Origin of the sequence: Exiguobacterium sp. s80 (assembly GCF_018618725.1) — a bacterium.
Classification (GTDB): domain Bacteria; phylum Bacillota; class Bacilli; order Exiguobacteriales; family Exiguobacteriaceae; genus Exiguobacterium_A; species Exiguobacterium_A oxidotolerans.
The window spans coordinates 1-15,460 of record NZ_JACSMP010000003.1 but is presented as its reverse complement, the minus strand read 5'-3'; the positions used below and the strand labels follow the sequence as shown (position 1 = coordinate 15,460).

The 15,460-nt window shown below is 46.0% G+C and carries 15 protein-coding genes; 8 read left to right on the top strand and 7 right to left on the bottom strand.

Going from position 1 to position 15,460, the window contains the following annotated elements; all coding sequences use genetic code 11:
* Positions 1–47: 47 nt before the first annotated feature.
* From KNP94_RS07975 to KNP94_RS07965, 3 genes are all read right to left on the bottom strand, one after another.
* The gene (locus KNP94_RS07975; protein WP_088837624.1) at positions 48–575 is read right to left on the bottom strand and encodes a biotin transporter BioY; all 528 of its coding nucleotides are present in this window, start codon (positions 573–575) and stop codon (positions 48–50) included.
* A 148-nt stretch (positions 576–723) separates the two neighbouring features.
* Positions 724–1,323, bottom strand: a complete 600-nt coding sequence (gene rpsD, locus KNP94_RS07970; protein ID WP_026827721.1) for a 30S ribosomal protein S4 — start codon at positions 1,321–1,323, stop codon at positions 724–726.
* Positions 1,324–1,548: 225 nt separating this feature from the next.
* Entirely contained in the window at positions 1,549–2,034 is a 486-nt protein-coding gene (locus tag KNP94_RS07965) for a GAF domain-containing protein (protein WP_088838511.1), read from the bottom strand.
* 224 nt (positions 2,035–2,258) lie between these two features.
* Here KNP94_RS07965 and ezrA point away from each other — a divergent pair, with 224 nt between their 5' ends.
* Both ezrA and KNP94_RS07955 read left to right on the top strand, forming a co-directional pair.
* On the top strand, positions 2,259–3,965 hold the full coding sequence (ezrA, locus tag KNP94_RS07960) for a septation ring formation regulator EzrA (RefSeq protein WP_088837623.1): 1,707 nt from the start codon (positions 2,259–2,261) through the stop codon (positions 3,963–3,965).
* A gap of 67 nt (positions 3,966–4,032) precedes the next feature.
* Positions 4,033–5,598: an amidohydrolase gene (locus KNP94_RS07955; RefSeq protein WP_215115529.1), complete on the top strand. Its 1,566-nt coding sequence runs from the start codon at positions 4,033–4,035 to the stop codon at positions 5,596–5,598.
* Between the two features lie 247 nt (positions 5,599–5,845).
* Here the strand turns inward: KNP94_RS07955 and KNP94_RS07950 are convergent, their stop codons facing one another.
* Positions 5,846–6,661 carry an NAD kinase gene (locus KNP94_RS07950; RefSeq protein WP_029331162.1) on the bottom strand — a complete coding sequence of 272 codons (816 nt, stop codon included), beginning with the start codon at positions 6,659–6,661 and terminating at the stop codon, positions 5,846–5,848.
* A gap of 167 nt (positions 6,662–6,828) precedes the next feature.
* Between KNP94_RS07950 and tpx the strand changes: the two genes are divergently transcribed.
* From tpx to KNP94_RS07930, 4 genes are all read left to right on the top strand, one after another.
* Complete coding sequence (gene tpx, locus KNP94_RS07945; protein ID WP_215115589.1) at positions 6,829–7,326, top strand: thiol peroxidase; 498 nt, start codon at positions 6,829–6,831, stop codon at positions 7,324–7,326.
* A gap of 103 nt (positions 7,327–7,429) precedes the next feature.
* Positions 7,430–8,338 carry a class I SAM-dependent methyltransferase gene (locus tag KNP94_RS07940; RefSeq protein ID WP_088837620.1) on the top strand — a complete coding sequence of 303 codons (909 nt, stop codon included), beginning with the start codon at positions 7,430–7,432 and terminating at the stop codon, positions 8,336–8,338.
* Between the two features lie 122 nt (positions 8,339–8,460).
* Positions 8,461–9,672 (top strand): acetate kinase, encoded by a 1,212-nt coding sequence (locus tag KNP94_RS07935; protein WP_088837619.1) that lies wholly within the window; start codon positions 8,461–8,463, stop codon positions 9,670–9,672.
* Positions 9,673–10,294: 622 nt separating this feature from the next.
* Entirely contained in the window at positions 10,295–10,900 is a 606-nt protein-coding gene (locus tag KNP94_RS07930; RefSeq protein WP_029331158.1) for a 3D domain-containing protein, read from the top strand.
* Between the two features lie 90 nt (positions 10,901–10,990).
* On the opposite strand, the gene KNP94_RS07925 is transcribed toward KNP94_RS07930, so the two are convergent.
* Positions 10,991–11,428: a universal stress protein gene (locus KNP94_RS07925; protein ID WP_088837618.1), complete on the bottom strand. Its 438-nt coding sequence runs from the start codon at positions 11,426–11,428 to the stop codon at positions 10,991–10,993.
* A gap of 152 nt (positions 11,429–11,580) precedes the next feature.
* Between KNP94_RS07925 and KNP94_RS07920 the strand changes: the two genes are divergently transcribed.
* Entirely contained in the window at positions 11,581–12,306 is a 726-nt protein-coding gene (locus KNP94_RS07920) for an SDR family oxidoreductase (protein WP_088837617.1), read from the top strand.
* A gap of 58 nt (positions 12,307–12,364) precedes the next feature.
* Here KNP94_RS07920 and KNP94_RS07915 read toward each other — a convergent pair whose 3' ends face one another.
* Positions 12,365–13,468, bottom strand: coding sequence for a M24 family metallopeptidase (locus KNP94_RS07915; RefSeq protein WP_215115528.1), 1,104 nt, complete (start codon positions 13,466–13,468; stop codon positions 12,365–12,367).
* Positions 13,469–13,621: 153 nt separating this feature from the next.
* Between KNP94_RS07915 and KNP94_RS07910 the strand changes: the two genes are divergently transcribed.
* Positions 13,622–14,932, top strand: coding sequence for a DRTGG domain-containing protein (locus KNP94_RS07910; protein WP_029331154.1), 1,311 nt, complete (start codon positions 13,622–13,624; stop codon positions 14,930–14,932).
* A gap of 71 nt (positions 14,933–15,003) precedes the next feature.
* On the opposite strand, the gene KNP94_RS07905 is transcribed toward KNP94_RS07910, so the two are convergent.
* A partial coding sequence (locus KNP94_RS07905; RefSeq protein WP_215115527.1) for an RNA-guided endonuclease TnpB family protein occupies positions 15,004–15,460 on the bottom strand: 457 nt, incomplete at its 5' end.

The window sequence follows — 15,460 nt, the reverse complement described above, 5'->3', positions numbered from 1 at the left end:
TATAACAAAAAAGAACGCTGACGAATGCTCGTCAGCGTTCTTTTTGCTTAGGCTGTTCTAAAAATACGGAGTGGTAATAAACGAACGGCGATCGTCGTGGCAAGTAACGCTTTTAGCGTATCACCGATGATGAACGGGACATTAATGACGAGGGCATCCATGAATGATAAATGTAGGACGAGCATTAAACCGAATGTTCCGAGTAAGTAAACGAGACCGAGTCCGAAAACGACCATTCCAAAAAACAATGGGATGAAGCGAGTCGTTCGTTCGGCGACATAGCCGATGAAGAAGCCGGCAATCGGGAAGGCGACTAAATACCCTACGGTCGGTCCGACGAACGGCGCAAGACCACCTTTGCCTCCGAGAAGTGGTAATCCGGCAGCAGCGAGCAGCAAAAAAATCAAGACGGCAAGCCCGCCGCGCTTCGCACCGAGAATGGCACTGACCGTCATGATGGCGAGCATCTGGAGTGTGATCGGTACAGGTCCGACGAGTTGAAGTTGTGGTAGTAAACTAATGGCTGAGATGATTGCAGCACCGAGTGCAGTAAATGTAAGATCTTTTGTTTTCATGATGGATGAGGGCCTCTTTTCTTTTTTTGTGTTAACCAATATAAATAAAAGGTTAACACAAAAAGAAAATGATGCAACTACTATTTTTAAAAAATGTTAAAAGGACACAAAAAAAGCACCCACCGAAGTGAGTGCTAAAAACAACAGATTAACGTGAGTAGTACTCAACGACGAGTTGTTCTTGGATTTGATCGTTCAATTCAGAACGCTCTGGAAGACGGACGAACGTTCCTTCGAGCTTTTCAGCATCAAAAGTAACGAAGTCTTTAGTTGCTGGTGCAACTTCGAGTGCTTCTTTGATAACGACAAAGTTCTTCGATTTTTCGCGAACTGAGATCGTTTGACCTGGTTTCACGCGGAATGAAGGGATGTCGACGCGAGCGCCTTCAACTTGGATGTGACCGTGGTTGACGAGCTGACGAGCAGCACGACGTGTACGAGCCATACCCATACGGTAAACGACGTTGTCAAGACGTGCTTCAAGTAAGAACATGAAGTTCTCACCGTGGATACCAGGCATTTTGCCAGCATCGTTGAAGATACGGTTGAATTGGCGTTCGTTTACTCCGTACATGTGACGAAGCGTTTGCTTCGCTTGAAGTTGAAGACCGTACTCAGACATTTTGCGACGGCTGTTACCGTGTTGTCCTGGAGCGTACGGACGTTTTGCGATTTCTTTTCCTGTTTCAGTAAGAGAGATACCGAGACGACGTGAAAGTTTCCAAGCTGGACCTGTATAGCGAGCCATAATAAGACTCCTCCTTAGTGTTCGTTATTATTTGCATAAAAATAATAACGCCATCAAACCCACGTTACGCCCATTTCATGGTGTGGCACCCTCGCTTGATAGCAAAGTTACACGATGCCCCTCCGGCAAAGCCGAGTCATGAAATGTGATACGCAAGCGATTTGACCGCTATCGTTATCATTTCTGCACTTTTACAAGTATACGTCTGCTTATTCCTGCTGTCAATCAAATATGACGAAGAAGAATTTCGCTAAAGGCTTCAAGGCCGGCTTGATCGGTTTCGTCAAAACGATTCAGTTCAGGACTGTCGATATCGAGGACACCAATCGTTTTTCCATCTTTAATTAATGGAATGACGATTTCTGAATTCGTTGCCGCATCACACGCGATATGGCCTGGGAAAGCATGGACATCCATGACCAGTTGTGTCGTTTGATCTTCTGCCGCTGTACCGCAGACACCACGACCGAATGGAATCCGGACACAAGCAGGTAAGCCTTGGAATGGCCCGAGAACGAGTTGATTTTGTTCTGCGTCCGTTAAATAGAAGCCGACCCAGTTCGTTCGATCGAGAAATTGACCAAGTAACGCACTCGCATTTGAAAGATTGGCAATTTGATTCGTTTCTCCAGTCAGTAAAGCATCAAGTTGCTTATTCAGCATGTCATATTGTTTTGTTCGGTCACCATCATACGTCGTTGTCTCAAACATCATTAAGATTCCTCCTGAAAAATCATATTTAATCTATCTTACCCGAGTTTTAAAGATGCTGACAAACAATTGATTTCTCGGCGAGACGCTGTAATCTGTCGAAGAAATCAGGAAAAGCCTTAGTAAATCTATGCAAATCGGTTGCGCTATACTATTATAAGGATAAGATTAAAAGCGAAATTGTTGAAAAATGGAATCGCTTGATAGGGTGGAGGTCGTGACAAATGTGGGCATGGGTGATTGGTGTCATCGTCATCGTATTACTCGTCATGTTATTTAGCATGATTAGTCGAAAAAAATATTATACAAAAATTGACGAGCTAGATATGCGCAAACAGGGGATTATTAGCGCATCAATTCCGAAGGAGCTACAAGAATTAAAGCAGCTTCCGATGGCGGGCGAGACGGAGACGAAATTCACTTCCTGGCATCAGGCTTGGGAGGAACTGTTGACAGTCCACGTCGCGCAAATCGATGAAACATTGTATCGAGCGGAAGAAGGGCTCGATAAATATCATTTCCTTGCCGTCAAGAATGATTTAGAAGTAACGGAACAATTAATCGGTGAGCTTGAAGGGTTAATCGATGAGATGCTGCGTGAGATGGAGACGTTTAAAAATAATCAATCTGCATTGACTTCATTGAAAGCGCAAGGTGAGACAGATTCAGGTCAAGTCCGTAAATCGTTGCTCCTACAAGCGACGTCGTTTGGTCCGGCATTAGCGAAACTTGAAGAACGTAGTGAAGAAATCGATCAGTTGCGTACAGAAATGTCTGCTTTTGAGGAAGCAGGTGAAGTGACGAAAGCGTATGAAACAAGCCTTCAGCTTGAAGAACGAGTCGCACAGACGCGTCAATTAGTCGAAGTGATTCCGAATCATTGGAAAGTCCTGGCACATGAGTTACGTCAACGAATCGACCAATTGAGCGCCGGATATAATGAAATGACGCTGGATGGCTATCCGCTTGAGCCGCTTGGCATGCAGTCGGATATTAAACGATTTGAGGAAACACGCCTCAACCTAGTTAAAAAACTTGAATTTCTAGAAATGGACGATTTAGAAGAACGCGTCCAGCAACTTTCGGCTGATGTCGACCAGATGTACGATACGTTCCGTCGTGAAGTCGACGCGCGTCATCATGTGAAAAAAGAAAATCAAGTCTTGAAACAAAAAGCACTGCGGATGCGTGAAAAAGTCCACCAATTGGCGCAAGAATTTAGTTCGCTCCGTGAACAGTATGAGATTTCAGCTGACTTAGGAGAGCATTACGAGTCGATTCAGCGCGATGAAGAGATGTTGTTTGGGGCAGCGAAGGATTTGGACGAATCCATCGCTAGCCGAATCATTCCGTTCAGCATGTTAGAAGATCAGATGCGTGATGCCATTCGGCTGGAAGAACAATTAACGATTCAATACGAACGGTTCAGTATCGAACTCCAAGCACTACGCAAAGAAGAGCTGGAAGTACGCGAACGCATCAATGAATGGCGTCATGCATTCTCTAGTGCCCGGTTACGATTAAAACGGCTCGGGTTACCGAAGATGCCGCAAGATGTCGAAGAAGCGCTTCAAACAGCGAGTCGTTCGTTACAGACGCTCGAGGCACGTTTTGAGGAGATTCCGTTTAATGTCGGTTACATCGTTTCGCAAAGCGAAGATGTCAAGTTGACGTTTAAACAATTGCAAGAACGGATAGATACATTAGTGTTCGAAGTCACTTATGCAGAACGACTTGTCCAGTACGCGAATCGTTTCCGTCGCAATGATAATGAGATACATATGTCGTTGACGATTGCTGAGACGAAGTTCCTCGCTGGCGATTACGAACGTGCGATTTTACTAGGGGAACGCGTCCTCGAACAATTTGATCCACAGTCAATTGAACGAATCAAACAAGCATGTGCCAAGCAAGAAACGATTCATATGTAATCATCACTGACAACTCAGGGTGGCCGCCGCGGTCACCCTGTTTTCGTAAAAAAAAGGAGCGATTAAGATGGGAATACTTTATGTAAACGGAATCATTCGAACGATGGCGCATGAACATGATGTTCATCCGGCGATGTTTATCGAAGCAGGTCGGATTGTAGCCATGGGGGATGAGGGGAAGTTACGGCGACGTTTCGGTAAACGCGTCGAGTCGATTGAGAATCTGAATGGCAAAGCCGTCTATCCTGCCTTTACCGATGCGCACATCCACCTCATTGGATATGGCGAAGCGATAGGTCGTGTCGATGCTTCGCGTTACATGACGCTAGAAGAACTCGGACAGGCCTTTTTAAAAGCGGAAGCGATCAATGGAATTCATGTGGCAGAAGGCTACGACGAGACCAAGCTAGATCAAGCGCCAACAAAAGCTTGGTTGAATCAACTGTTCCCGACAGAACCAGCTTTACTAAAGCGGACGGATCGGCATACGGTACTCGTCAATGACGTATTGTTTGAACAATTGGGATATAAAGCATCAACGGTCATCGAGGGTGGGAAAATCGGTTTGCTCGATTCAGGGGAAGCAGATGGTTTTCTTTATGATGCAGCAATGGAACCGCTCTATGCGTTGCAAGCAGGATCGACGGAACGAAACAAATCATCGTTGCGCGCGGCAATCAAAGACTTATATCGTCATGGGATCGTGGCGGCACATACAGAGGATTTATCTTATCACGGTGCATTAAACGAAGTCTTATCAGCTTATAAAGAAGTGACGGAAGAAACGGGTTTTCATGCCCATCTTCTCGTGCATCATCTCGTCCTTGATGAATTCATTCAAGCAAACCCTGTTCTCCCTGACACGCTCTCAATTGGAGCGATGAAATTATTTGTCGATGGTGCCCTCGGTGGAAGAACGGCATTATTGCATCGTGGCTATTCGGACGACCCGACGACGCGTGGCATTGAAGTTCACTCGCAGGACCAACTTGAACAACTCGTGAAGCGAGCACGAAGCTACGGTTTCACTGTCGCGGCGCACGTCATCGGAGATCTTGCAATCGAACGTTTCGTGGATGTGCTTGAAAAGTATCCGGCTCCGAAAGGGACGCGCGATCGTATTATTCACGCAACGGTCGTACGACCTGAATTATTGGCACGGATTCGGAAGTTGCCCGTCTTAATTGATGTGCAACCGGTCTTCTTGTTAGATGATGCTGATTTTGCTGAAGCACGTCTCGGTTTGAAGCGTCTCGACTCGGCCTATCGCTTGAAGTCGCTAGCGGGCACAGGAGCCTTAATGTGTGGCGGCTCTGACGCGCCGATTTCAAGTCCCGATGTTCGCCGAGCGCTCTATGCAGCGACCGTGGGGAAAGCAGGGCGGATTAATAAATCGAACGAAGTTCTTTCAATGTACGAAGCATTGTTATTATTCACAAAAAATCCACATGTCGCAACAGAGACACATGGACGAAAAGGAATGTTATTGCCTGGATATGATGCAGACTTCGTCATCTTCGAAGAAGATTTTTATCGTATTGCAGATGAACAGATTCTTACGAATCGACTAGTCGAAACGGTACAACAAGGAAAAACGGTCTATCGCCAGGAAGCATCTTTGACAACGACTTAAGAGGTTGCGTTCGTTCCGTAAATCCTCAAAAGGGGATGACTCATAGTCAGATGAACACCACCCCTTGTGACGGACGCGCTTCCTTTCCCCTCGGAGTCGAGGATGAACGTTTCCGTCCTCTATCAATCAAATGACCGATGATCCGCTTTTCGCGGTTTAAAGCGATTCAAGACGTTCTTTTCTGTACGTTCCTTAGGTGATAAAAAAACTTCCTTGTCCTTGGTGGACAGGGAAGTTTTTGTTTGTTTTATAAGAATGACCGTTGGATTTTGTGCCAAAATGTATTGTTCGTTAATTTGACGGTTTTTAATTCTTTATCGGACAATTGGATGTCGACGGAGTCCGTTCGTTTTAAGCTTAACGCTTCATTGTCCATCCCGATGATCGGATAGTCGTTTCCGTCTTCGATGATGCGAAGCGATAATTTACGACCACGGTTCAAGAGGAAAGCCGATCCGAGCGTCCGGTAGCGGTTATTGTTGACGGATGCGATTTCGCTGACTTGGAGGCAGTGAATCAATGGATCGACGATTGCACCAGACAAGGACTTGTTATAAGCGGTCGATCCGGTCGGCGTCGAAATGACCATACCATCGCCACGGAACGTTTCAAATAAGAATCCATCAATGTAGACTTCAATTGCGAGTGATTTAATGATGCTCGATTTAACGGAACATTCATTGAGGCAAAGCATACCTGGCCCGCCATTGATCGATGCTTCAAGCAATGGATAACGTCGGACTTCAATTTCGCCATTCGAGACGCGATCGCCTGTTTCTTTGAAAATGGCTTCGACGGAGGACAGGTCATTAATGTCGAAGTCACAGTAAAAGGAATTTGGACCTTCTGCGAAACCGACATAGATGGCATCGTCACGGAAGCCTGTAAAGCGAGCTGCTTGAAGAAACGCGCCGTCACCACCGATTGAAACGATGATATTTGCTTGTTTATGATCCTGGACGACATTCAATCCGTATCGCTTGCCGACTTCAACTAATTTACGTACCTGCGTCTCGTGTCTTTGTTTATTTCGGTAATACAGGTAGACATTGTTTCGAGCCATGGTCAATTCCCCCTTGAAAGCGTTTCATGTACTCTTTCATTATAACTGTTTTTTCAGAAATCGGGAACCGATAGCTAGGAAGTTCGTCAGAAAGCTTGCGTTATAAGGCGAACATTCCTATAGTAAGATTGGAAATGCATTTGAAAGACAACATGGGGAAATGGGGAATACACATGGCAACGTTTAAAGGAAATGATATTACATTACTTGGTACACGAGTTGAAGTCGGACAACAAGCACCAGACTTCGAGGTACTCGCTAACGATCTTTCGCCGGTTTCGCGCGATACATACAAAGGAATTCGTATGATTAGCGTCGTTCCATCGATCGATACGGGCGTCTGTGACGCTCAAACACGTAAGTTCAATGAAGAAGCAGCACAAATCGATGGCGTGACAGTGTTGACAATCTCAAACGACCTTCCGTTCGCACAACGTCGCTGGTGTGCCGCAAGCGGGCTTGATAATGTCGTAACATTATCGGATCACCGTGATTTATCGTTTGGGCATAGCTATGGCGTCGCGATTGAAGAACTTCGTTTGCTAGCTCGTTCGGTATTCGTTATTGATTCAGCAAATCAAGTCGTCTATGTCGAATATATGCCAGAATCGACAGACGAAGTGAATTTTGATGCGGCGATCGCCGCAGCAAAAGCTGCGAAGTAAGAATAGTTTACAAACGACGTAAAACAGATACAATGGATGTAATGAGAAGAACGGCTCCCAGGAAATATGGGGGGCCGTTTCGTTTTGAAAGGATGAACTGACGATGGAAGCATTAGAAAAATTATATAAGGAACTAACGCAACAAACGAGAAAATTAGAACGCGACCTTGATATGCCCTATTTAGAGGCGCTGACGGAGGTCATTGATCGCTTAAATGACCGCCATACTGAAAAAGTCGATCCGGAAGTCATTCGGAAAGCTGTTTCGCTTGCTGTTCTCGAAGGAATGAAACAGGCACAACCGAATCATTTGCCGACACCGGACAGCGTTGCATTGTTTGCAGGTTATTTAATCGGGAAACTAATCAAGAAGGACGACGCTCGGTTACTTGATCTTGGTAGTGGAACAGGTGGGATGCTTCATGCCGTCATGAGTCAACTTCCGACGGGGACGGCAGCAGAAGCAGTCGAAGTCGATGAAACGTTAGTCCGGTTATCGGCTTCAATCACGGAATTACTCAATTATCCCGTCACTTACACGCATCAAGATGCACTCCGTCCTCTACTGTTAGATCCGGTCGATCTCGCGATGGCAGACTTGCCGATTGGTTACTATCCGGACGAAGAAGTATCAAAAGAGTATGTGTTAAAACGAGAAGAAGGAATGAGTTACAGCCACTTTCTTTTGATTGAACAGGCGATGAATTATGTTAAACCAGGCGGATTCGGTGTCTTTGTCATCCCGAATGGATTATTTGAGCACGATACGGAAGGGAAATTGAAGCAGTATTTTGAGACGAAGGCACATGTCGTCGGCATCTTGCAACTGCCATTAACCATGTTCAAGCAAGAACAGGCAGCAAAAAGTTATTTAATCGTCCGAAATCACCTAGCGGGAATGACGATGCCAAAACAAGCATTACTTGCTGAACTCCCGTCATTCACCGATGCACGTGCATTTGGTGGAATGGTGAAACAGATTGATGAATGGATTAATACAGAATTAAAATGAAAAGTGAAAAGTAATTGAATTCTATTGTTAATTTGACTATTCTAATGTAAGACAGAAAAAATAGAACACCCACACAGATGTGAATGTCTACTGATTTTGAATGGAAAAGGGGAAAATAGATCATGGCAAAAATTATGGCGGTAAATGCTGGTAGTTCGTCGCTTAAGTTCCAACTACTTGAGATGCCGAGTGAAACGTTAGTAGCAATCGGTTTAGTAGAGCGTGTCGGGAAAGACGATGCAATCTTTACAATTAAATATGGTGAAGGGCAAAAGTATACAGACGTCCTTCCGCTTGCAACACATAAAGAAGCAGTAGAACTCTCACTTGAAAAGTTGATGGAGTTTGGCATCATTTCTTCTTACGATGAAATCAAAGGTGTTGGACACCGTGTCCTTCATGGTAAAGAAAAGTATGCGGATTCTGTCGTGATTACGGAAGATGTCATTAAAGATATCGATTCCTATACAGAGCTCGGTCCACTCCACATCCCACCAAACTTGATTGGGATTCGTGCGTTCCAAGCAATCTTGCCGGAAGTCGAGCAAGTGGCTGTCTTCGATACGGCCTTCCACCAAACGATGCCAGAAGAAAACTTCCTTTACAGCCTTCCGTACGAATACTATACGGAATACGGCATTCGGAAATATGGCTTCCACGGTACGAGCCACAAATATGTTACGGAACGTGCATCTGAGTTGCTCGGACGTCCGCTTAAAGACCTTCGTTTGATTTCTTGTCACCTCGGTAGTGGGGCATCGATTGCAGCAGTTGCTGGCGGTGAGTCACTCGATACGACGATGGGCTTCACGCCACTTGAAGGAATTACGATGGGAACACGTTCTGGTTCGCTTGACCCGGCCTTGATTCCGTTCCTGATGGAGAAAACAGGGAAGTCGGCAGAAGACGTCTTGAACGTCATGAACAAAGAATCAGGAATCTACGGATTATCTGGTCTTTCAAGTGACTTACGTGATGTTGAATCAGCAGCAACAGAAGGAAACCACCGTTCTGAAATGGCACTTCGTATTTTCGCGAACCGGATTCATGGATACATCGGACAATATGCTGCAGAGATGAACGGCGTCGATGCCATCATCTTCACGGCAGGTGTCGGTGAAAACTCTGACTCGATTCGTGAGCGTGTTCTCCGTGGACTCGAGTTCATGGGCGTCTACTGGGATCCATCGCTTAACAACGGAGCGCGTGGAGAAGAACTCTTCATCAACTACCCGCACTCACCAGTCAAAGTCATCATCATTCCAACGAATGAAGAATTGATGATCGCACGTGACACAGTTCGTGTCGGTGGATTGATTGAACAAAATGCATAAGTACTAACATGCAGAAGGCCGGACGTCATGTCCGGTCTTCTGACTGTAGACAACGTGCTATCGGGAGATCAAGCGTCTTTTTTCGTTGCTTTCCTCGGGCGAGGCGCAAGCCGTTGCTCCTTGGATCCTAGCGGACAACGAGCAGGGTCTTGCCTGCCTCTGAACGTGCGTTAAACACGCACTTTTCCCCGTAGGAGTCAACGAAACATGACGCTTTTTAGGGAATACCATGACGGAAATCCAGTCATGCAGACACTTTAGAGCGCAATCCGCCTCGATATCGTATGTTCACGTTTCATAAGAGTTTATCTACACGAAGACCGGACATCATGTCCGGTCTTTTTTTGTATTGATAAAGCTAAAACAATGATTTTTTTAACGAGAACTTTTGTTCTCGTTTTTTAGTTATGTTACAGTCCTTGTCATATAACGTTCTGAAATCTGTCTTCATTTCAAAAATAAGTCGTAAATAAGGTTTGAAAACATAAATATGAGCCTTTTGTAACATAATAGTAATAGTAACGACATTTTTTTGTGGTCTATATGTAACGGCACTGCCCCTTTTTGTCATGTATATTAATCTCAGTTAACAAATCGGGAACAATTATGGAGGAGAGATTACATGATGAAACGAATACTCGCTAGTGTTTTAGCAATGTTGTTAGCACTCAGTTCGTTTGCAGGTCTTCAAGCAGAAGCTGCTACTAAAAAGAATGTTAAATCGTCGGTCAATAGCCTAGTTGTTCGTCAAAAAGCAACCACGTCATCGAAAAAATTAGGTCTTCTTTATAAAAATCAAACTTTACCGTACAAAGCAAAAACAGGTAACTGGTACAAAGTAAGCTACAAAGGAAAAACAGCATACTTAAGCGCACGTTATTCAAAGGTCGTCAAGAGCTCGTCTTCTAAAAAACAATCGTCAAGCGGTTGGAAAACACTAACAAACGTCAGTGCGACAGCTTACACGCCGTACGATCCAGGCAGCGGCAACTTGACAGCGATTGGTTGGAACATCAAGAGTTCGAAGAAAAAAGTCGTAGCGGTCGACCCGCGTGTCATCCCGCTTCGTTCGACGGTCAAAGTGTATTATAAAGGGAAATTAAAAGGTACGTACACGGCAGCGGATACAGGTGGAGCCATCAAGGGGAAAAAACTTGATATCTTGTACTACTCGCGCTCAGAAGCATTCAGCTGGGGACGTCGTAACGTCACCGTTAAATTTAAATAAGCACATCTATCCATCGGGCATCGGCTCGATGGATTTTTTTACGAAAAAAAGCACCCTCGTGAGAAGGTGCGGAGAAAATAATGAATTCAATTACAGACGGACGATCAAAACATCACATTTGGCGTAACGTGTGATGCTTTCAGAGACACTACCGATGAAGAAACGTTCGACGGCATTCAGACCGGTCGCACCACAAATGATTAAATCGACATCATGATTTGGAGCGAGTTTCTTCGCGATCGTGACTTTCGGTGAACCGTACTCGATTGCGACTTCCACATCTTTGACTCCACGTTCTTGCGCCGTTTTGACATATTCGTCTAATAATTCTTTTGCATAAGACTCGGCACGCTCTGTGATTGTGCGGTCATATGCTTCGACAGTCGCGAACGTCCGTGTATCGATGACATGGGCGATGACTAACTTGGCGTCATTTCGAAGTGAGACGTCGATTGCGGTCTCAAATGCACGTTCTGCTTCTTTTGATCCGTCAACTGCTACTAGTACGTTATGATATACGATTGCCATGATGAATCCATCCCTTCGTATTCGGCTGATACTACGTCCTTATTATACCATTCCCACAAATGGAAAGTGTTGAACATTGTTAGAGTTCTAAAAATTGTTCTTCAAACGTGAACATCGTAAGATAGAACAAGGTGAAAGGGGGCGATGCCAAGATGAGGCACGCGTTGATTACAGCAGGAACGAAAGGGCTTGGAGAAATGGTGACACGCCGTCTGTTAGACGAAGGATGGTATGTGACAGCATTGCACCGATCGAAGCCGGAGTTTGAACATGAACGTCTTTATCCAATTCAAGCAGATGTGACGAAACAAACCGAATTGCTTAAAGCAGTAGATGAAGCGATGGAAAAGCATGGGCGGATTGATGCATTGATACTTAATGCGGGACCGTATATTTTTGAACGGAAATCACTCGTCGATTATTCAGACGAAGAGTGGGACGAAGTCGTCGCAGGGAATTTGACGGCGAGCTTTTGGTTACTACGGAAAGTGATTCCAATCATGCGGGAGCAACGCTATGGACGTGTCATCACATATGGTTTTCCGGAAAGTGCGACAGCACCAGGATGGATTTATCGAGCTGCTTTCGCTGCTGCGAAGAGTGGGATGGTCAGCTTAACGAAAAGTGTTGCGTTAGAAGAGGCGGAGTACGGGATTACGGCGAATATGGTCAATCCCGGAAACATCGTCGGAGACAACAAGACGAAGTGGATTGATGAAGCAGTCGCAGACGATCAAACGCCTGTCGGCCGGACCGGTGTCGGGGGCGATATCGCCCGCGCCATTTCATTTTTACTTGCAGAAGATGCGAGTCTGATTACGGGTGCGATTCTCGATGTGACAGGTGGCGTCAACGTCGTTCATCAGTCGCGAAAATAAAAAAGGTTATCTCATCCGAAGAATTCAGTCGGTTGAGCTAACCTTTTTTAGTAGATGTTTAGTTGGCTTCGATTGATTGTAAGTGTTTCGGATAGCGCGTCAATGCTTCTGGACCGTCTGCTGTTAAATGAATGTCGTCTTCGATTCGAACGCCACCAACGTCAGGGACGTAGATGCCAGGCTCAAGTGTATAGACGATACCAGGCTCAGCTGTCAGAAGATTATTCGATGCAAGTGACGGGAATTCATGGACGTCGATTCCAAGACCGTGACCAACGCGGTGCGTGAAGTATTCGCCATAACCAGCCTGGTCGATGACGTTCCGTGCCGCTTCGTCGAGTGTACCGAGTGTGATGCCGACACGACTCGCATCTGTCGCTGCTTCAAGCGCAGTTAAAACAGTTTGATACATTTTTTCCTGTTCCGCACTCGGAGTTCCATAAACGAACGTCCGTGTAATATCAGAGCAGTATCCTTTCCAAACGACACCGAGGTCGAACAAAACGAAATCGCCCTCTTTAATGACGCGGTCGCCAGGGACACCGTGCGGATCAGCGCTGTTTGCACCGAATAAGACGAGTGTATCAAAAGACATTTCGCGGACGCCTTTTTTCTTCATCTCGAATTCGATTTGTGCGATGACTTCGATTTCAGTTACGCCGGGGCGAATTGCATTTTTCCCGATTTCGATTGCTTCGTCTGCGAGTTGAGCGGCTTCGCGTAAAATCGTGATTTCTTCTGAATCTTTTTGGAGGCGTAATGCTTGGAGCTTATCTCCGATATCGAGAATTGCCGCATTTTCCAAACGAGACTCAAGCTCTTTGAAACGGCTGAACGTCATGTGTTCCCCTTCAATCCCGAGTCGGTTGTTTGAGACGGCGAACGAGCCGAGCAATTGCGCGATTTTGTCGAATGGATTTTCATGATCGGCATAAGTGACGACTTCACCATCCCATGGACTTGCTGCTACGATACTTGCTTCGAGTGCTGGGCAGAAGAGTGCTCGTTTTCCATTCGCGTCAACGATGACGGCCGTGACACGTTCGTGTGGTTCAGCGTAGACACCAGAAAAATAGAATACACCGGCTTTTGAAGTAATCAAGGCGACATCGATGCCTGATTCTTTTAATACTTGGCTGATTTGATTCGTACGTTCTAACATCTTATTCCCACCTCTCTTATAGTCACTTTTCAGTATAACATCCTTGCTTTTGGAAAACATTTCTCGCAAATCGGACTAGTACACTTTTCATTCTTTCGAGTAGTACAGTATAATGACAGAAGAGTAGAATATAGGAAAAAGAAGGGATACAGCATGCCTACGAAACACGAACAGATCATCCGACACATTGAAGATCTCGATGTTGGCGCAAAAATATCCGTCCGGCAGATTGCGAAAGATTTAACGGTATCGGAAGGTACGGCATACCGTGCGATTAAAGAAGCCGAAAATCTAGGCTTTGTTTCGACGATTGAACGGGTCGGGACGATTCGCATTAAGAAAAAACAGAAAGAAAATATTGAAAAACTGACGTTTGCAGAAGTTGTCAACATCGTTGACGGACAAGTTCTCGGCGGACGGAACGGTCTACACAAGACGTTAACGAAATTCGTTATCGGTGCGATGAAGTTAGAGGCGATGATGCGATACATCGACGTCGATAGTCTCGTCATTATCGGTAACCGAGAGAAGGCGCATGAACTGGTTCTCGAGGCGGGAGCGGCAGTCTTAATCACAGGCGGTTTCGATACGACGGAAGATGCGAAGCGCTTGGCAGATGAAATGGAACTTCCTATCATTTCGACGTCGTACGATACGTTTACGGTTGCGACGATGATTAACCGGGCGATTTATGATCGCCTGATCAAAAAAGAGATTTTGCTCGTTTCCGATATTTTGATTCCGTTGCATGATACCTTTTATTTACAGACGAACGACCCGATTTCAAGATGGCATGAATTGAACGAACAGACGAAACACAATCGGTATCCTGTCATCGATGAACAGATGAAGGTCGTCGGCGTTGTCACGGCGAAAGACATCATTGACCGACCGCATGATTGGCCGGTTGAAAAAGTCATGACCCGCCATCCGATCACGGTCGGTATTCGGACGAGCGTAACGAACTCGGCGCACCAGATGGTTTGGGAAGGGATCGAAATGTTGCCGGTCATCGACCAGTACGGCAGGTTGCTAGGCATCATCAGTCGGCAAGATGTCTTGAAGGCACTCCAACTCGCAAATCGTCAGCCGCAAGTCGGCGAAACGTTTGATGATTTGATTACAGGGCAAATTAAGACGGCGGAAGATGATCGTGGGCAGTACCTGTCGCTTGAAGTCTCACCGCAGATGACGAATTTCATGGGGACGGCGTCGAGTGGCGTCCTGACGACGCTGCTTGTCGAGGGTGCGACACGGATGTTACGGCATATGAAGAAGGGTGACCTCGTCATCGAAAATGTCAGCATCTATTTCATCAAGCCGGTTCAGATTGAGAGTACGATTACGATTCGGGCAAATGTATTTGATGTTGGCCGGAAGTTCGGTAAAGTCGACGTCGAGATGTACCAAGGAACCCAAATTGTTGCGAAGGCACTTGTGACTTCACAACTGATCGATCGTTGAACTACCTCCACATAGGCTTCGCTTAGAGGTGGAGGGTTCCTGAGTGATCCGACCTAACGGTCGAAAATTGATCAGGCTAACCCCGTCGTCCCGACGGTTGAAGAAGCTAAGAGGCGTTCAGCTTCTTGTTTGAGGTTCAGTCCTGCGTTCACATCGCGGTCGTGAAGGATGCCGCAACTTGGGCATGTCCATTCACGCAAGCCAAGGTGTTTCACGTCTTTGTGTTGATGTCCGCAACTGGAGCACAGTTGACTAGAGGCGAAGGTCTTGCCGACTTTCACGACGGTCTTCCCGTACCATGCCGCCTTGTATCCGAGCATGCGGAAGAACTCCGACCAACTGACATCCAAGATGGACTTGCTCAACTTGCGATTCTTCTGCATGTTCTTCACCTGCAAGGTCTCGATGCCGATGACGTCGTGGTTTTTGACGATCTCGATCGATACCTTGTGCAGGAAATCGGTTCGCTTGTTCGCGATCTTCTCGTGGATGCGGGCGACCTTCCGCTTCTGCTTCTGATAGTTCTTC